Genomic DNA, 16455 nt, shown 5'->3' with positions numbered 1-16455 from the left:
CCGGCTCTCAGCGGCGGCCGAGGTCCCTCAGCAGCTCGAAGAGCGTGCGGGCGGACCCCCGCCACGAGTACGCCGCGGCGCGCTCGCGCGAGCGGGCGGATCGCTCCCGCCAGAGCACCGGGTCCTCGAGCGTCCGCACGCCCCGCGCGACGTCCTCGGCGCTCGTGGGATCGACGAGCACCGCGGCGTCTCCGGCGATCTCGCGGAAGATCGGGATGTCGCTCACCACGACCGGTGTGCCGAGCGCCATGGCCTCGACCAGAGGGATCCCGAAGCCCTCGTCCCGGCTCGCGCTCACGAGGGCGCTCGCGCGGGCGAGCACCGACCGGTAGGTGACGTCGTCCGCCCCCTGGTGGAACACCAGCTTCGCGGTCGGAGCGAGCGAGCGAAGCGTCTCGACGGTCTCCTCGCTCGCCCGGCTCATCAGGTGCAGTTCGTAGTCGGGCAGGAGCCGCATGGCGCGGGCCAGCGTCTCGACGTTCTTGTAGGGCATGTACGAGCCCATGTAGACGAGCGAGCGCGCTCCGGAGCGGTCGGGCAGCGAGGCGGCGAGGGCCGCGCTGGCCTCGTCCGGGGCCGACGCGGCGTTGGGAACGACGACGACGGGTCGCGTGGTCAGGCGGTGCTCCCGGATCAGGGTGCGGGTCGTCTCCGACACCGTCACGACGGCGTCCGCGCGCTGCAGGAGCCGGCGCTGCGGCCACCAGGCGAGGTGGTACAGCCGCCACAGTCCCCGCACGGGCAGCGGCAGATCGCGCGGAGGCGTGCGGTGGCGGTAGTAGATGAGGTCGTGGACGGTGAGCACGAGCCGGTAGCGGCGACCGAGCGATCCCATCGTCTGCATCGGCGAGAAGACCACGTCGGGCTTCAGCCGGTTCACGAGCAGCGCGACGAACGGCTCGAACGGGCCCGTCGGGGAGGTCACCCTCTCCCACGGCAGATCGGGCAGCATCGCGAGCTGCCGGCGATCGCTGATCAGCATCGTCACGTCGTGCAGGGCCGACAGCTCGCGCACGAGCTCGGCCGTGTAGCGACTGATGCCGTCGTGGCGCTCGAGGCGGGTGTACCGGCAGTCGACGACGATCCTCATCGGTCGATCCCCTCCTCGAGGGCACGGCGGACGACGGCGGCGGCCTCGTCGGGGGTCTCGTAGTGGATGAGGTGGCCGACGCCGTCGATCACGTGCAGCCGCGCATGGGGCAGCGCCTCGAGGAGCCGGTGCTGCGCGGCGATCGGCGTGATGTCGTCCTGCGCGGCGGCGATGAGCTGCGTCGGCACCGTGATCCGGGCGGCGTACTCGCTCACATCGTGCGAGACGGAGGCGCGGAACGCCTCGAGCACCGTGTCGCGCGACGCGAACGCGCTGAAGTAGCGGTCGTGCTGATCGTGCACGAAGCGCCGCAGAGCCGGCTCCTTCGTCTTCACCATCGAGAGGCTCATGATCCGCACGACGAGCGGATCGCGCAGGAGCCGGTAGCCCAGCGCCCGCGGGAGCACGGCGCCGAGTCGGTAGTAGAGGACGGCGAGCCGCGTGAGCACCCCGCGGGGCCCCGCGAGCGCGGGGGCGGAGATCGGGTTCACCAGCACGAGCAGGGGGTCGGCAGCCCGCCCGCGACGGCGGCGGCCGCGACGATCGAGCCGAAGGAGTGACCGAGCACGACCGCCTCGCCGCGCAGCCCCAGCGCGTCGAGGAACTCCCCGAGCCAGGCCGCGTAGCCGTCGACGTCGTGCGCGTGGGCCGTCATCGGCGGCGAGGCGCCGAAGCCGGGCAGGTCCGGGGCGATCACCCGGACGTCCGCTCCGCCGGCCAGCAGCCGCGCGATCACGGGCTCGAGGCCGTGGTGCTCGCCGCGGAAGCCGTGCACCAGGACGATCACCGTCGCAGCGTCGTCGGAACCGTAGGTCCAGTAGGCGGTGGACGCCCCGGAGACGGCCGCGGAGGCCTCCCGGATCGGGAGTCGTCCGAGGTCGGAGGCGTAGGGCGAAGCGACGGTCATCTCGGTACCCCATCGTAGGCAAAGCTCCCCGAACTTCTCGCCGCAACGCCTTGCGTGGCCGCGATCCGAGCCGGGAGCATGAACACGCGCTCGCATCGCGACGCACCGCCCCGTCCTCGTGACGGTCATCCGCTCAGGCAGCAGCAGAAGGAGCACCGTGAGCTTCACGTCGCCGATCCAACTCCCCGGACTCGCCCTCGATCCCCAGTGGTACCGCCGTGCGGTGTTCTACGAGGTCATGATCCGGTCGTACTACGACTCGAACGGGGACGGCGCCGGCGACATCAACGGACTGGCGTCCAAGCTCGACTACCTGCAGTGGCTCGGCATCGATGCGCTCTGGCTCCCGCCCTTCTACATGTCGCCGCTGCGCGACGGCGGCTACGACGTCTCGGACTTCAAGGCGATCCTCCCCGAGTTCGGCACGATGGAGGACTTCCGCGATCTGGTGCGCAAGGCGCACGAGCGCAACATGCGCATCGTCATGGACTTCCCGCTGAACCACACCAGCGACCAGCACGAGTGGTTCCAGCAGTCGCGATCCGACCCCGAGGGGCCCTACGGCGACTTCTACGTCTGGAACGACACCGACGACCGCTACCCCGACATCCGCATCATTTTCGTCGACACCGAGGACTCGAACTGGGCGTTCGACTCCGAGCGCCGCCAGTTCTACTTCCACCGCTTCTTCTCGCACCAGCCGGACCTCAACTTCGAGAACCCGGCGGTCCACGAGGCGATCCACGACGTGGTCAAGTTCTGGCTCGACCTCGGTGTCGACGGCATCCGCCTGGACGCGATCCCCTATCTCTACGAGTCCGACGAGGGCAACGGCGAGGGCGAGCCGCCGACGCACGACTTCATCAAGAACCTCCGCCAGATGGTCGACCGCGACTACCCGGGCCGCATCCTGATCGCCGAGGCGAACCAGTGGCCTCGCGAGGTCGCCGCGTTCTTCGGCACCGAGGAGGAGCCGGAGTGCCACATGGCCTTCGATTTCCCGGTCATGCCCCGCATCTTTTACTCGCTCCGCGCGCAGACGGCCAACGAGTTGAAGAAGGTCCTGTCCGAGACCTTCGACATCCCCACCGGAGCAGCGTGGGGCGTGTTCCTGCGCAACCACGACGAGCTCACGCTCGAGATGGTCTCCGAGGAGTACCGCCAGGCGATGTACGGCTGGTACGCCTACGACCCGCGGATGCGCTCCAACATCGGCATCCGGCGCCGCCTCGCGCCGCTGCTCGACAACTCCCGCGCCGAACTCGAGCTGATCAACGCGCTCCTGTTCTCGCTCGCGGGCAGCCCGTTCCTCTACTACGGCGACGAGATCGGGATGGGCGACAACATCTGGCTCAACGACCGCGACGCCTCCCGCACGCCGATGCAGTGGACGCCCGACCGCAACGCCGGCTTCTCGGCCGCCGACCCCGGCAAGCTCGTGCAGCCGATCGTGCAGTCGCTCGTGTACCACTACAACCAGGTGAACGTGGAGGCGCAGCTCGCGCAGTCCCGCTCGCTCCTGCACTGGATGCGGAACGTGCTGCACGTGCGCCGCGGGCACCCGGCCTTCGGCCTGGGCTCCATGCGCGTGCTCGAGACCGACCACGAGTCGGTGCTCGCCTTCGTCCGCGACTACGCCGGCTCCGGCTCCGCAATGGGCGACCAGCCGGAGGAGGTGCTCTGCGTCTTCAGCTTCAACCACAACCCGGTCTCGGTCACCATCACGGACCCCGAGAACCCGGGATCGACGCTCAGCGACCTCTTCGGCGGCGGCCGCTTCCCCGGCTTCTCCGAGGACGGCACTCTGACCATGACGCTGGGCACGCAGGGCTTCTTCTGGCTGCACGTCGCCAAGGCGGGTCACGAGCGCTGACGCACGCCCGCGGGGCTTCCGGCCGATGTCGGAGGCCCCGCCTAGGCTGTCCGCGTGAGCATCACCGCAGCGACCGAGCCGACCCTGTTCGATGACGACGCGTTCGATGACGCCCCGTTCGCCGACCGCGTCGTCGGGCATGACGGGGTGCCCCTCCGCGGCGGCGCGGAGCTCGCTCCCGCGGAGGATGCGCCCTGGTTCGATCTGCTGGCCGTCTTCGACCTCGAGACCACCGGCATCGACGTGCGCACGAGTCGCATCGTCACCGCGCACGTGGGCGTGATCGGAGCCGACGGCGAGCCGATCGAGGGCACCACCTGGCTCGCCGATCCCGGCGTCGAGATCCCCGCAGGCGCCAGCGCGGTCCACGGCATCAGCACCGAGCACGCCCGCGCCCACGGCCGTCCCGCCGGCGAGGTCGTCGCCGAGGTGTCGGAGGCCCTGCGCTCCCTGCTCGCGCGGGGCGTCCCGGTCGTCGTCTACAACGCTCCCTACGATCTCTCGCTCCTGGCTCACGAGGCGCGCCGGTGGGGCGTGCCGGTGCTGATCGATCCGAGCCCCGTCATCGACCCGCTCGTCATCGACAAGGCGGTCGACCGCTACCGCAGGGGCAAGCGCACCCTCACCCTCGCCGCCGAGCACTACGGAGTGAGCCTCACCGAGGCGCACGATGCCGGAGCCGACGCCGTCGCCGCCGGTCGGGTCGCCCAGGCGCTGGGTCGCGCGTTCGCCGACGAGCTCGGAGTCGGTGCCGACGCCCTGCACGCCCTGCAGGTCGACTGGTGCCGAGACCAGGCCGAGTCGTTCCAGGAGTACATGCGCCGCGTGCGCGACGAGGCGTTCGTCGCCGACGGAGCGTGGCCCGTCCGCCACTGACGCGTCCCGCTCAGGTGAGGGTGCGGCCGTCGTGCAGCAGCTCGACGTACTCCCTGATCCTGCGCTCACGCGACTCCGGGCGCTTGAGCTGCTGCAGTCGGAAGAGGAACGCGAAGCGCTTCTGCCCGCCGACGGTGTCGAAGAAGGCGCCGGCCGTCGGATCCGACTCGAGCGCCGCGAGCAGGTCGGGAGGCACCTCCGCGCCCTTCTGCCGGTACGCCGCGTCCCAGCGCCCGTCGGTCTTCGCCCGCTCGATCTCGGCGAGACCGGCGGGCCGGATGCGCCCCTCCTCGAGCAGTCGCGCGACGTGCTCGCGGTTCACCTGCGACCAGGGGCTCGCCCGCCGTCGAGGAGTGAACGCCTGGAGCTTGAACTGCTCGTCGAAGGCTCCCGCCTGCCCGTCGATCCAGCCGTGGCAGAGCGCGACGTCGAGCGCCTCGGCGTAGGTCAGACCGGGGTCGACGGCCGCCTTCTTCCGCAGCTTCAGCCGCACGCCGCCGGGGTCGGGCGCGTCCGCGAGGTACTCGTCCCACTGGGCTGCTGTGACGAACGGCAGGATCGGCTTGTCGGCGAAGGACACCATGCCCGGACGCTACCACCGCCCGACGGGACGACGAAGGGCCCCCGACCGCGAGGTCGAGGGCCCTTCGGAGGACGTGCTACTTGCCGAAGTTCTTGTAGCGGCTGTTGAACTTCTCGACGCGGCCGGCCGAGTCCATGATGCGCTGCTTGCCCGTGTAGAACGGGTGCGAGGCCGACGAGATCTCGACGTCGATGACCGGGTAGGTGACGCCGTCGAGCTCGATGGTCTTGCTGCTCTTCGCGGTCGAGCGGGTGAGGAAGGTCTCACCGGAGGCGAGGTCGCGGAAGACGATCGCGGAGTACTCGGGGTGGATGTCGGTCTTCATGGTCGTGTCCTGTCGCTCGTTGGTCCTGAACCGCACCTGTCGTCGACGGGAACGGGTGGAAGAGGTGGTGGGCGCACGAGAACGGGCCCGAACCAGCTACCGAGAATAGCAGATCCGAGGAGTCCCCAGAAGGAGCGCCCGACCCGTTCTCGGCGAGTCGCTCAGCTGCGGGCGCGAGCCGAGTAGCGGCCGTCCTCCCGGGTGAGGGCGATGTCGAGGCCGAAGGTGTCCGACAGGGTCTGCTCGGTCAGAGCCTCGGCCAGCGGACCGGACGCGATGACCGCGCCGTCGCGCAGCAGCAGCGCGTGGGTGAAGCCCTCGGGGATCTCCTCGACGTGGTGCGTGACCATGACGATCGCCGGGGAGGCCGGGTCCTTCGCGAAGCCTCCGAGCAGCTGCACGAGCTCCTCGCGGGCGCCGAGGTCGAGACTCGCAGCGGGCTCGTCGAGCAGGAGGAGCTCGGGATCGGTCATGATGGCGCGCGCGATCTGCACGCGCTTCTGCTCACCGTCCGAGAGAGTGCCGAAGGTGCGCTCGGCGAGGTGATCGAGCTTCCACTCGGCCAGCACTCGACGCGCACGCCGCTCATCGACCGCGTCGTACGACTCGTTCCAGCGTCCGGTGACCGAGTAGGCGGCGGTCATCACGACGTCGAGCACCGACTCGTCGGCCGGCAGGCGACGCGCCATCGCGGTCGACGCGTAGCCGATCCGGGGGCGCAGCTCGAAGACGTCGACGCGGCCGAGGGTCTCGTCGAGGATCTGAGCCGTGCCGCTGGAGGGGTAGTTCTGCGCCGCGGCGATCTGGAGGATCGACGTCTTGCCGGCACCGTTGGGTCCGAGGACGACCCAGCGGTCCTCCTCGGCCACGGCCCACTCGATGTGATCGAGGATCCGCTTGCCGTTCCGGACGAAGGAGACATCGGAGAACGAGACGACGCTGGGCATGCGTCCAATCCTAAAGGGAGCCGGCCGAGGGATCAGACGAGCGACTCGTAGATCGCCCGGGTGTCGCGCGCGATCTGCGTCCAGCTGAAGTCGCTCTGCGCGCGCTCGCGACCCGCCGCGCCCATCCGCTTGGCCGCTTCCGGGTCCGCCACGACCTCGGCGAGGACCGCCGCGAGGTCGGCGACGTACGTGTCGGGGTCCACCGGCGTGCCGGTCCCGTCGGTGACCTGCTCGATCGGGACCAGGCGCCCGGTGACGCCGTCGACGACGACCTCCGGGATGCCTCCGGTCGCGGTGCCCACGACGGCCGCTCCGCACGCCATCGCCTCGAGGATTCACGATGCCCAGCGGCTCGTAGATCGAGGGGCAGACGAACGTCGTCGCCGCGGTCAGCACAGCGGAGAGCTCGTGGCGGGGCAGGTGGCGGTCGATCCAGACGACGCCGGTCCGCTCCTCCTGGAGTCCGCGCACCAGGGCCGTGACCTCCGCCATGATCTCGGGGGTGTCGGGGGCTCCCGCGCACAGCACGAGCTGCACCTCGGGAGGCAGGGTCGCCGCAGCGCGCAAGAGGTAGGGCAGCCCCTTCTGCCGCGTGATGCGGCCGACGAAGACCACGGAGGGGCGCGACGGGTCGATCCCGAGTCCCTCGAGCACGGTCGTGTCGTCGACGGGGTGCCAGGCGTCGAGGTCGATGCCGTTGTAGACCACGTGCACCTTCGCCGGGTCCAGCGCCGGGTAGGAGCGGAGGATGTCGGCGCGCATGCCGCCGGAGACCGCGATCACGGCGTCCGCGTTCTCGTACGCGTCGCGCTCGATCCAGCTCGAGACGCGGTACCCGCCGCCGAGCTGCTCGGCCTTCCAGGGTCGCAACGGCTCGAGGCTGTGGGCCGAGACGACATGCGGGATGCCGTGGAGCAGCTGCGCCAGGCGGCCGGCCGCGTTCGCGTACCAGGTGTGGGAGTGGACGAGGTCGGCGCCCGCCGCGTCCTGCGCGATCTGCAGATCGACGCCCAGGGTCTGCAGAGCTCCGTTGGCCTGCGCGAGCTCCGCCGGCACCGGGTAGGCGAACGCACCCGGCTCGTCCCGCGGGGCACCGAAGCAGCGGACCACGACCTCGAGGTCGCTGCGCAGCGCCTTGGTGAGCTCGGCGACATGGACGCCCGCTCCCCCGTACACCTCGGGCGGATATTCCTTGGTCAGCAGATCGACTCGCACACCCGAACCGTAGTACAGCGGATTCCCTCGCGACAGCCGTGGTCCCGCGCACTGCCCCACCCCCTACTGTTGAGCCATGCAGTCAAAGAAGATCTTCGGCATCGTCCTCGCCGGCGGCGAGGGCAAGCGGCTCATGCCCCTGACGGCCGACCGGGCGAAGCCCGCGGTCCCGTTCGGCGGCCAGTACCGTCTGATCGACTTCGCGCTGTCGAACCTGATCAACTCGGGGCTCACGCAGATCGTCGTGCTGACGCAGTACAAGTCGCACTCGCTCGACCGCCACGTCTCGCAGACCTGGCGCCTGTCCGGCCTCCTCAACTCCTACGTCGCCTCCGTGCCGGCGCAGCAGCGGCTGGGCAAGCGGTGGTTCAGCGGCTCGGCCGATGCGATCCTGCAGAGCCTCAACCTCATCCGCGACGAGAAGCCCGACATCGTGGTCGTGGTCGGCGCCGATCACGTGTACCGCATGGACTTCTCGCAGATGATCGCCGCGCACATCGCGTCGGGGGCGAAGGCCACGGTCGCCGCCATCCGCCAGCCGATCGAGCTCGCCGACCAGTTCGGCGTCATCCAGCTCGCGGGAGACGAGGCGGGCGACGGGATCGTCCCCACGAAGATCGCCGAGTTCCTCGAGAAGCCCAAGGATCCGGTCGGTCTGGCCGACTCCCCGCACGAGGTCCTGGCCTCGATGGGCAACTACGTCTTCGACGCCGACGCCCTCATCGACGCGGTCATCCGCGACGGCGAGCTCCCGACCTCCGCGCACGACATGGGCGGCGACATCATTCCCGACTTCGTCGCACGCGGCGAGGCGGGCGTCTACGACCTCAAGCTCAACGAGGTCCCCGGGTCCACCGATCGCGACCGCTACTACTGGCGCGACGTGGGGACCATCGACTCCTTCTTCGAAGCGCACCAGGACCTCATCTCGGCCCTGCCCGTCTTCAACCTCTACAACCAGCAGTGGCCCATCTTCTCGTCGCAGCTGAACTCGCCGCCGGCGAAGATCGTCCGCGACGGCAAGGGCAACATGGGATCGACCGTCGACTCCGTCGTCTCGCTCGGCACCGTGATCTCCGGAGCGCACATCGAGCGCAGCGTCGTGGGCCCGTGGACCGTGATCGAGTCGAACGCGACGGTGAGCGACTCCGTGGTCTTCGACAAGGTCCGCATCGGCCCGGACGCGCTGGTGGTGCGCGCTATCCTCGACAAGGACGTCGTCGTCGAGCCCGGCGCGCGTGTCGGCGTCGACCACGACCACGACCGCGAGCGCGGGTTCACCGTCACCGACTCGGGGATCACCGTCGTCGGCAAGGGCGTCGTCGTCCGCCCGTAGCACCCCAGCGGGCCGAGAGCACTGCGCCTCCGCGCGACCGGCGAGACCGGCGCGCGGCCGACCGATTGGCCCCTCATGAGTGAGCGTCCCGCGACGCCTGCCCGCTTCCTCGTCGTCTTGGACGCCGATTCCACTCTGCTGCAGGACGAGGTGATCGAGCTGCTCGCCGCTCACGCGGGATCCGAGGAGCAGGTCGCCGAGGTCACCGAGCGCGCCATGCGCGGCGAGATCGACTTCGGCGAGAGCCTGCGCGAGCGCGTCGCGACGCTGGCGGGCGTCCCCGAGAGCGTCTGCGCGAGCGTGCGGGCCGGCCTGCGGGTCACGCCCGGGGTGCAGGAGCTGATCGCGGGAGTGCACGCGGCGGGCGGCCGGATCGGCGTCGTCTCCGGCGGGTTCCACGAGGTGCTCGATCCCGTCGCCGAGGAGCTCGGGCTCGACTACGCCCGGGCGAACCGCCTCGCCCAGCGCGACGGCGTGCTGACCGGAACGGTCGACGGGCCGGTCGTCGACGCCCACGCGAAAGCCGCGGCTCTCCTCGAGTGGGCGGCGGACGCCGGCGTCCCCGTCGGGCGGACCATCGCGATCGGCGACGGAGCGAACGACCTCGAGATGATGGCGACCGCCGCTCTCGCCGTCGCTTTCAACGCCAAGCCGCTGGTGCGCGAGCGCGCCGACCTGGTGGTGGACGGCATCGACCTCAGCCAGCTGCTGCCGGTCCTGGGCCTGCGGGGCTGAGGGCGGGCGTCACGCTCCCGCGAGCGCGACGAGCGCGGCGCACGCGAGGGCGAGCGTCCAGCTGACGAGCGAGCCGACCAGGAAGTACTCGGCCTTCGAGCCGCGATCGCCGTCCCGGGAGATCTCCGGGAAGCGGACGATCCCCTTCGCTGCGAAGACGGCACCGGCGAGCCCGATCGCACCGGACAGCGTGAGTCCGGCGACCAGGATCCGCTCGAGAGGACCGATCGCGCGGCCGCCGCGGAGATCGGGTTGCGGCACCTCCTGCTCCGCTGGACGCGCGAAGCGGGCCCGGAGCGAGAAGCCGCGGCGGACGGTCGCGCGCTCGGTGCCCGGCACGGTCTCGCGGTGGAGGGCGGCCCGTACGATCACGTTCCCGGTCTCGAGCAGGAGCAGTGCGGCGCCGACGGCGAGGAGGACCTGCTCGAGCGACCGCCCGGGAGCGGGAGGATCGAGAGCGGTCCAGGCGTCGACGAGGGGACCCTCGAGGCCGGGCGCGGCGCGGTCGACGACGGTGAGCGTGAGGACTGCGACCGCCAGGCCGACGACGGCTCGCACCCCTCCCGGCGGGCGGCGCCCGGCCTCAGTGGTGGAGACGAGGAGCCAGAGGGCGGCGAGGACCACGACGATCACCGCTCCGAGGACCGGAGCGCCCAGGCCCGCCACCGCGGCGACCGCCGCTGCCGTGCCGAGGACGACGATCGCGACCGTCGCCGCCGTGCGGCCGAGGTGGGTGCGCAGCACATCCGACCCGCCGACCAGGACGAGCAGCAGGGCGGTCAGCACGCGTCCTCCAGCAGCCTCGACCCGGTGAGCAGAGCCTGCGCACCGGCCCGGCGCAGGGCCTGCGACACCGCGGACTGCGAGATCGACTCCTGCTCCGCAAGGACCCTTTGCGGGACCGCACGCGCGGTCCCGAGGACGAGCCGACGGTCCCGCGGGCTCAGGGGGCGACGAGCGCGTCGCGCGCGAGCAGGTACGCGTTGACGGCGGCCTCCTCCGGGCCCGGTGAATCGGAGCCGACGAACCATCCGCGGGCGGTGGGGACGGCGCCGTCCTCGAGCCGGTGCGCACGGTCGATCGCCTCTCTCGCCCGCCACCAGCCCGAACCGTCCTGCAGCCCTCCCGCGACCCCGGTCCCGATGACGCGGACCTCGCCTCGGCCCAGACCGATCCGGCAGTCGACTCCCGCCGGCAGCGAGAGCCGCGCCAGGAGGGTCGCCGCCAGCGCCGACGGGAGGGTCGGGTAGACGGCCTGGAACTCGTCGCCCACCGTCGGGTGCAGCGGCTCGAGCGAGGGGACGGCCCGATCCACTTCGGCGAATCCCCGCTCGACGTCCCGCTGGACGGCCTCGCGGTCCTCGATGCGGCGTGAATCGATCAGGTCGACCAGGACCGCGATGACCTCGGCTGCGCTCATCGCATCAGCTTAGGGCTGATATCGGACGGATATAAGCCCTGAACTGATGTGTCAGTGACCCATCCCGAGACCGCCGTCGACGGGGATGACGGCTCCGGAGATGTACGCCGCCTCGTCCCCTGCGAGCCAGCGGGTGACCTTCGCCACCTCGGCCGCGGTCCCGTAGCGGCCGAGCGGGATGTTCTTCCGGTACTCGGCCTGCTGCTCGGCCGGCAGCTCCGCCGTCATATCGGTCTCGATGAACCCGGGCGCGACGACGTTCGCCGTGATGTTCCAGGCACCCAGCTCGCGGGTGAGCGACCGCGCGAATCCTACGAGGGCCGCCTTCGACGACGAGTAGTTGATCTGCCCGGGCGAGCCGTAGAGGCCCACGACGCTCGAGATCAGCACGACACGGCCGAACCTCTGCTTGAGCATGCCCTTCGACGCGCGCTTGACGACCCGGAACGCGCCGGTGAGATTCGTGTCGAGGACCGAGGTGAAGTCCTCCTCGCTCATGCGCAGCAGGAGCGTGTCGCGGGTGATGCCCGCATTCGCGACGACGACCTCGACCGGGCCCAGCTCCGCCTCCACCTGGGTGAACGCAGCGTCGACGGAGGCGGAGTCGGTGACGTCGGCCACGACGGTGAGCGAGCCGGCCGGTCCCGAGCCGGAGCGGGCGGTAACCGCGACCCGGTGCCCCGCGGCGACGAACTCCTCGGCGATCGCGTAGCCGATCCCTCGGTTGCCTCCGGTGACGAGGACGGTGCGGGGCGTGGTCATGATGTCCCTCCTGCCGACGCGCAGGTGACGCCGGACGACCCGTACATCCTAGGGGCGACCTGCGCAACACATCCGGAGATCCCGCCCTCACCGCTCGGCCCCGCGCGCGCGACGTAGGCTTGTACAGCTGTGAAACCTCGCGAATCGCTCACCTCCCTCCCGCCGTCGCCGACCGCGGAGCGCCGCGCGCGCGCGATCAAGTACTCCATCGCGATGGGCATCCGCATGGTCTGCGTGATCTGCCTCATCTTCGCCCAGGGCTGGTGGCTCGCCTTCTTCGCGATCGGCGCCATCGTCCTCCCCTACTTCGCCGTGGTGCTCGCCAACGTGGGCGGGATCGGCGAGAGCGGGAACGTCCAGCGGCCCGGGGCGATCGTGCTCTCCCGCCCCGTGCCGCCTCCCGCGCCCGTGCCCGAGAGCAGCCCGAGCGCCGAGGGCGGCGAGCCGCCGGCGGACAGGCCGTGATCCCGCTCGGCACGACGCCCGATCGGCACACCTGCTCGCGAGCAGGCTGCACCACGACGGCGACCTGGGCCGTAGAGTGGCGGAATCCGCGGATCCACGCGGAGGACCGGCGCAAGACCTGGCTCGCCTGCGGTGAGCACCTCGAGTTCCTCCGCGAGTTCCTCGCCGCACGGGAGTTCCCGCTCGAGGTGAGACCGCTCTACACGACCGACCGGGGGACGACGCGTTGACCGCTTCCGCGCCGAGGCCCTCCTGGAGGTTCGTCCTCTCCCGCCGCTGGTTCGGCTACCTCGCTCTCGCCGTGGGGTTCGCCGTCGCCTGCGTGCTGCTCTCGCGCTGGCAGGTCGCCCGACTGGACGAGGCCGCGACGACGAACCGCCTGGTCACCGAGAACTGGACGGCCGATCCGGTTCCGCTGGACGGCCTGATCGGCCGCGACGATCCGTGGGACGACGCCCTCGAATACCGGCCCGTCGAGGTGACGGGGGTGTACGAGACGCAGGACGAGACCCTCGTCCGCAACCGCCCGTACAACGGCAACCCCGGCTTCGAGGTGCTCACGCCGCTGCGGCTGGTCGACGGCAGCGTCTTCGTCGTCGATCGGGGCTGGGTCCCGGTCGGCCAGGAGCAGGACTCTCCGGATGCGGTGCCCGCTCCGCCGGAGGGCGAAGTGACGGTCACTGCGCGGCTCAAGCCGAGCGAGGGCCGCATCGAGGGCCGCTCGGCTCCCGCGGGGCAGATCGCGACCATCCAGCTCGAGGACCTCGGCGCCCAGCTGGACGAGCCCGTCCGCACGAGTGCGTTCGGCCTGCTCGTCGCGGAGGTTCCGCAGCCGATCGACACTCCGCCGCTCGCCGAGCTGAAGCCGGTCGCCGACGAGGGACTGCACATCAGCTACGCCATCCAGTGGGTGCTGTTCGCCCTCATGGGCTTCGGCGGTCTCGGCTGGGCGGTGCGGCACGAGTACCGACTGCGCAACGCCGACGATCCCGAGGTCGTCGCCGCGGAGCAGCGGCGGGAGCAGCGGCGCCTGAAGCGCGGCCGCAGCGACGCCGAGATCGAGGACGAGCTCCTCGACGCGCGCCGCTGACCCCGCCCCCTCGGCGGGACCGGCGGGCGCGGGCCGTTCTCAGGCCAGCATGATCAGGTCGAGGTAGTCCGAGGTCCAGTGGTCCTCGGTGCCCTCGGGCATGATGAGCACCCGCTCGGGGTTCAGCGCCTCGACGGCGCCCTCGTCGTGGCTGACCAGGACGACCGCTCCCTCGTAGTGCGCCAGTGCGTCGAGGATCTCGTCGCGGCTCGCAGGGTCGAGGTTGTTGGTCGGCTCGTCCAGCAGCAGCACGTTGGCGCCCGAGACGACGATCATCGCGAGCGCGAGCCTGGTCTTCTCCCCGCCCGAGAGCACGCCCGCCGGCTTGTGCGAGTCGTCGCCCGTGAACAGGAACGAGCCCAGCACGCGGCGCGCCTCGGTCTCGGTGAGGTTCGGGCTGCTCGACACCATGTTCTCGAGCACCGAGCGCTTCACGTCGATGGTCTCGTGCTCCTGCGCGTAGTACCCGATGCGCAGCCCGTGGCCCGCCTCGATGACTCCGGTGTCAGGGGCGTCCACGCCTCCGAGGATCCGGAGCAGGGTGGTCTTGCCCGCGCCGTTCAGACCCAGGATCACGACCTTCGAGCCGCGGTCGATCGCCAGATCGACAGCGGTGAAGATCTCGAGCGAGCCGTAGCTCTTCGAGAGGTTCTCCGCCTGCAGCGGGGTGCGGCCGCAGGGCATCGGAGTCGGGAAGCGCAGCTTCGCGACACGATCGACGGCGCGCACCTCCTCGAGTCCGCTCATCATCTTCTCGGCGCGCGCCACCATCTGGTGCGCAGCGGCGGCCTTCGACGCCTTCGCCCCGAAGCGGGCCGCCTGGAGCTGCAGTGCACCGGCCTTCTTCTCGACGTTGGCGCGCTCCTTCTTGCGGCGCTCCTCGTCGGCGGCGCGCTGGCGCTGGTAGTTCTTCCAGTTCATGTTGTAGACGTCGATGACCTGGCGGTTGGCGTCGAGGTAGAACACGCGGTTGACCGTCTCGCCGACGAGCTCGATGTCGTGGCTGATGACGATGAATCCGCCGCGGTAGTTCTTGAGGAACTCGCGCAGCCAGACGACGGAGTCCGCATCGAGGTGGTTGGTCGGCTCGTCGAGGATCAGGGTGCTGGCGTCCGAGAAGAGGATTCGCGCGAGCTCGATGCGCCGGCGCTGTCCGCCCGACAGCGTCTTCAACGGCTGGTCGAGGATCCGGTCGGGCAGGTTGAGGTTGCTCGCGATGGAGGCGGCCTCCGCCTCGGCCGCGTACCCGCCCAGGGCGAGGAAGCGGTCGGTGAGGTTGCCGTACTTCTTCATGCCCGCCGCGCTCACGGCCGGGTCGCTGCTCGACATCGCCTCGGTCGCCTCCGTCATGCCGACCACCAGCGACCCGAGGCCGCGGGCGTCGAGGATGCGCGTGCGGGCCAGCTCCTCCGGGTCACCGGAGCGCGGGTCCTGCGGGAGGTACCCGATCTCGCCGCCGCGGTCGACCGTGCCCTTCGCGGCGATCAGATCGCCCGCGAGGACCTTCGTCAGCGTCGTCTTCCCCGCTCCGTTGCGGCCGACGAGGCCCACCTTGTCGCCGTCGCCCACCCGGAAGGAGACGTTCTCCATCAGGAGTCGGGCGCCGACTCGGAGTTCGAGATCGTGCACGCTCAGCACAGTGCTGTCCGTTCTCGCCAAGAATTGGCGGTCGCTTCGGGAGGTCTGGGGCAAAGGGCCGCGATGCGGCAGCCCCCTAGTATATTTCCTGAGCCGCGGAGCGGGTTCACGTCCGCTCAGCGCGGACGGCGGCCCCGTCCTCGGCCGCTCTCGTTCCCCGCTCCTGCGCGACACGGCCTTTGGAGACACCCATGTCCAGCTATTCGCTCGCTCCGTCGCGACCGGTCCTCGCCGACCGCCTGTTCGCGCGCTCGATCGTCACCGATCTCGTCCTCGTCGTCGCCGCGGCGGCGCTCACCGCCGGGATGGCGCAGCTCTACATCCCGATGTGGCCCGTGCCGATCACGGGGCAGACGTTCGCCGTGCTGCTCGTGGGCACCACGCTCGGCGCCGTCCGCGGCGCCCTCTCGATGGGCGTCTACGCCCTCGTCGGCGCTCTCGGAGTCCCGGTCTTCACGGAGGGCTCGAGCGGCTGGGCCGTCCTCGCCGGCCCGACGGGCGGGTACATCGTCGGTTTCGTCCTCGCCGCGATCGTGACCGGGTGGCTCGCGCAGCGGCAGTGGGACCGCCGCGTGGTCGGCACGCTCGTCACCTTCCTCGCCGGAACGGCGACCATCTACCTCGTCGGTCTCCCCTGGCTGGCGACCGCGCTGGGCTCGCTCGGCTACCCGGCCGATCTCGGCTCGGTGCTGAACGCCGGGCTCGTGCCGTTCCTGGTGGGCGACGCCCTCAAGATCCTCGTCGCCGCGGCCCTGCTGCCGACCACCTGGGCGCTGCTGCGCCGCCGCTCGAACTGAGCGCTCGCGGGTACGGCGAAGGGCCGGGAGGATCATCCTCCCGGCCCTTCGCCGTACCCGCCTCAGATCGAGAAGCCGAGCGCGCGCATCATGTCGCGGCCGTCGTCCGTGATCCGCTCGGGACCCCACGGCGGCATCCAGACCCAGTTGATCCGGAACGCCTCGACGATGCCGTCGAGCGACTCAGCGGTCTGCTCCTCGAGCACATCGGTCAGCGGGCAGCCCGCCGACGTGAGCGTCATGTGGATGACCAGGGCGTCGTTCTCGTCGTCCCAGCCGAGGTCGTAGATCAGGCCCAGGTCGACGACGTTGATCCCGAGCTCGGGATCCATGACGTCCTTGAGGGCCTCCTCGACCTGGTCGAAGAGCTTCGGCTCGAGCGTCGTGACGGCCATG

The 16455-nt window shown here is 70.7% G+C and carries 17 protein-coding genes and 2 pseudogenes; 8 read left to right on the top strand and 11 right to left on the bottom strand.

Features of this window, described 5'->3' with window-relative positions; translation table 11 throughout:
• Positions 1 to 7: 7 nt before the first annotated feature.
• Both AC0CII_RS04775 and AC0CII_RS04770 read right to left on the bottom strand, forming a co-directional pair.
• A complete protein-coding gene (locus AC0CII_RS04775; RefSeq protein ID WP_465225871.1) occupies positions 8 to 1090 on the bottom strand; it encodes a glycosyltransferase family 4 protein in 1083 nt (360 codons plus the stop codon).
• A pseudogene (locus AC0CII_RS04770) lies at positions 1087 to 1997 on the bottom strand (alpha/beta fold hydrolase). The gene AC0CII_RS04775 and the pseudogene AC0CII_RS04770 overlap by 4 nt, the downstream one beginning before the upstream one ends.
• Positions 1998 to 2154: 157 nt before the next feature.
• Between AC0CII_RS04770 and treS the strand changes: the two are divergent.
• On the top strand, positions 2155 to 3870 hold the full coding sequence (gene treS / locus AC0CII_RS04765) for a maltose alpha-D-glucosyltransferase (RefSeq protein ID WP_207402592.1): 1716 nt from the start codon (positions 2155 to 2157) through the stop codon (positions 3868 to 3870).
• A gap of 147 nt (positions 3871 to 4017) precedes the next feature.
• On the top strand, positions 4018 to 4746 hold the full coding sequence (locus tag AC0CII_RS04760; RefSeq protein ID WP_207402678.1) for a 3'-5' exonuclease: 729 nt from the start codon (positions 4018 to 4020) through the stop codon (positions 4744 to 4746).
• Positions 4747 to 4756: 10 nt separating this feature from the next.
• Here the strand turns inward: AC0CII_RS04760 and AC0CII_RS04755 are convergent, their stop codons facing one another.
• The 4 genes and pseudogenes from AC0CII_RS04755 to glgA form a co-directional block, all read right to left on the bottom strand.
• Positions 4757 to 5329 (bottom strand): YdeI/OmpD-associated family protein, encoded by a 573-nt coding sequence (locus AC0CII_RS04755; RefSeq protein ID WP_465225872.1) that lies wholly within the window; start codon positions 5327 to 5329, stop codon positions 4757 to 4759.
• A gap of 76 nt (positions 5330 to 5405) precedes the next feature.
• Positions 5406 to 5654 carry a type B 50S ribosomal protein L31 gene (locus tag AC0CII_RS04750; protein ID WP_068253003.1) on the bottom strand — a complete coding sequence of 83 codons (249 nt, stop codon included), beginning with the start codon at positions 5652 to 5654 and terminating at the stop codon, positions 5406 to 5408.
• Between the two features lie 161 nt (positions 5655 to 5815).
• Positions 5816 to 6601 (bottom strand): ABC transporter ATP-binding protein, encoded by a 786-nt coding sequence (locus tag AC0CII_RS04745; protein ID WP_465225873.1) that lies wholly within the window; start codon positions 6599 to 6601, stop codon positions 5816 to 5818.
• A 32-nt stretch (positions 6602 to 6633) separates the two neighbouring features.
• Positions 6634 to 7816 (bottom strand): annotated as a pseudogene (gene glgA, locus AC0CII_RS04740) (glycogen synthase).
• Between the two features lie 76 nt (positions 7817 to 7892).
• Here glgA and AC0CII_RS04735 point away from each other — a divergent pair.
• A complete protein-coding gene (locus AC0CII_RS04735; RefSeq protein WP_465225875.1) occupies positions 7893 to 9152 on the top strand; it encodes a glucose-1-phosphate adenylyltransferase in 1260 nt (419 codons plus the stop codon).
• Between the two features lie 75 nt (positions 9153 to 9227).
• Positions 9228 to 9887 (top strand): phosphoserine phosphatase SerB, encoded by a 660-nt coding sequence (serB, locus tag AC0CII_RS04730; protein WP_207402597.1) that lies wholly within the window; start codon positions 9228 to 9230, stop codon positions 9885 to 9887.
• A 9-nt stretch (positions 9888 to 9896) separates the two neighbouring features.
• On the opposite strand, the gene AC0CII_RS04725 is transcribed toward serB, so the two are convergent.
• From AC0CII_RS04725 to fabG, 3 genes are all read right to left on the bottom strand, one after another.
• Positions 9897 to 10673: a hypothetical protein gene (locus AC0CII_RS04725; RefSeq protein ID WP_465228771.1), complete on the bottom strand. Its 777-nt coding sequence runs from the start codon at positions 10671 to 10673 to the stop codon at positions 9897 to 9899.
• A gap of 157 nt (positions 10674 to 10830) precedes the next feature.
• On the bottom strand, positions 10831 to 11307 hold the full coding sequence (locus AC0CII_RS04720; RefSeq protein WP_465228770.1) for a SatD family protein: 477 nt from the start codon (positions 11305 to 11307) through the stop codon (positions 10831 to 10833).
• Between the two features lie 51 nt (positions 11308 to 11358).
• Complete coding sequence (gene fabG, locus AC0CII_RS04715; RefSeq protein ID WP_465228769.1) at positions 11359 to 12069, bottom strand: 3-oxoacyl-ACP reductase FabG; 711 nt, start codon at positions 12067 to 12069, stop codon at positions 11359 to 11361.
• A gap of 129 nt (positions 12070 to 12198) precedes the next feature.
• Between fabG and AC0CII_RS04710 the strand changes: the two genes are divergently transcribed.
• The 3 genes from AC0CII_RS04710 to AC0CII_RS04700 are packed head-to-tail and all read left to right on the top strand — an operon-like array spanning position 12199 to position 13624.
• The gene (locus AC0CII_RS04710; RefSeq protein ID WP_207402601.1) at positions 12199 to 12534 is read left to right on the top strand and encodes a DUF3099 domain-containing protein; all 336 of its coding nucleotides are present in this window, start codon (positions 12199 to 12201) and stop codon (positions 12532 to 12534) included.
• Complete coding sequence (locus AC0CII_RS04705; protein WP_207402602.1) at positions 12531 to 12764, top strand: hypothetical protein; 234 nt, start codon at positions 12531 to 12533, stop codon at positions 12762 to 12764. The genes AC0CII_RS04710 and AC0CII_RS04705 overlap by 4 nt, the downstream gene beginning before the upstream one ends.
• Positions 12761 to 13624 (top strand): SURF1 family cytochrome oxidase biogenesis protein, encoded by an 864-nt coding sequence (locus AC0CII_RS04700; RefSeq protein WP_465228768.1) that lies wholly within the window; start codon positions 12761 to 12763, stop codon positions 13622 to 13624. The genes AC0CII_RS04705 and AC0CII_RS04700 overlap by 4 nt, the downstream gene beginning before the upstream one ends.
• A 39-nt stretch (positions 13625 to 13663) precedes the next feature.
• Here the strand turns inward: AC0CII_RS04700 and abc-f are convergent, their stop codons facing one another.
• On the bottom strand, positions 13664 to 15262 hold the full coding sequence (gene abc-f, locus AC0CII_RS04695; RefSeq protein ID WP_207402604.1) for a ribosomal protection-like ABC-F family protein: 1599 nt from the start codon (positions 15260 to 15262) through the stop codon (positions 13664 to 13666).
• Positions 15263 to 15453: 191 nt separating this feature from the next.
• On the opposite strand from abc-f, the gene AC0CII_RS04690 reads away from it, so the two are divergent.
• A complete protein-coding gene (locus tag AC0CII_RS04690) occupies positions 15454 to 16059 on the top strand; it encodes a biotin transporter BioY (protein ID WP_465228767.1) in 606 nt (201 codons plus the stop codon).
• 62 nt (positions 16060 to 16121) lie between these two features.
• Here AC0CII_RS04690 and AC0CII_RS04685 read toward each other — a convergent pair whose 3' ends face one another.
• Positions 16122 to 16454: a metal-sulfur cluster assembly factor gene (locus AC0CII_RS04685; protein ID WP_055792004.1), complete on the bottom strand. Its 333-nt coding sequence runs from the start codon at positions 16452 to 16454 to the stop codon at positions 16122 to 16124.
• Position 16455 lies beyond the last annotated feature (1 nt).

The sequence above is a fragment of the Rathayibacter sp. AC182 genome (assembly GCF_979253875.1).
This window is presented reverse-complemented; position numbering and strand designations above follow the sequence as displayed.

Coding starts and splice junctions, on each gene's coding strand:
- AC0CII_RS04775 (WP_465225871.1), bottom strand. CDS start 1,090: ATGAGGATCGTCGTCGACTGCCGGTACACCCGCCTCGAGCGCCACGAC.
- AC0CII_RS04755 (WP_465225872.1), bottom strand. CDS start 5,329: ATGGTGTCCTTCGCCGACAAGCCGATCCTGCCGTTCGTCACAGCAGCC.
- AC0CII_RS04750 (WP_068253003.1), bottom strand. CDS start 5,654: ATGAAGACCGACATCCACCCCGAGTACTCCGCGATCGTCTTCCGCGAC.
- AC0CII_RS04745 (WP_465225873.1), bottom strand. CDS start 6,601: ATGCCCAGCGTCGTCTCGTTCTCCGATGTCTCCTTCGTCCGGAACGGC.
- AC0CII_RS04735 (WP_465225875.1), top strand. CDS start 7,893: ATGCAGTCAAAGAAGATCTTCGGCATCGTCCTCGCCGGCGGCGAGGGC.
- serB (WP_207402597.1), top strand. CDS start 9,228: ATGAGTGAGCGTCCCGCGACGCCTGCCCGCTTCCTCGTCGTCTTGGAC.
- AC0CII_RS04720 (WP_465228770.1), bottom strand. CDS start 11,307: ATGAGCGCAGCCGAGGTCATCGCGGTCCTGGTCGACCTGATCGATTCA.
- fabG (WP_465228769.1), bottom strand. CDS start 12,069: ATGACCACGCCCCGCACCGTCCTCGTCACCGGAGGCAACCGAGGGATC.
- AC0CII_RS04690 (WP_465228767.1), top strand. CDS start 15,454: ATGTCCAGCTATTCGCTCGCTCCGTCGCGACCGGTCCTCGCCGACCGC.
- AC0CII_RS04685 (WP_055792004.1), bottom strand. CDS start 16,454: ATGGCCGTCACGACGCTCGAGCCGAAGCTCTTCGACCAGGTCGAGGAG.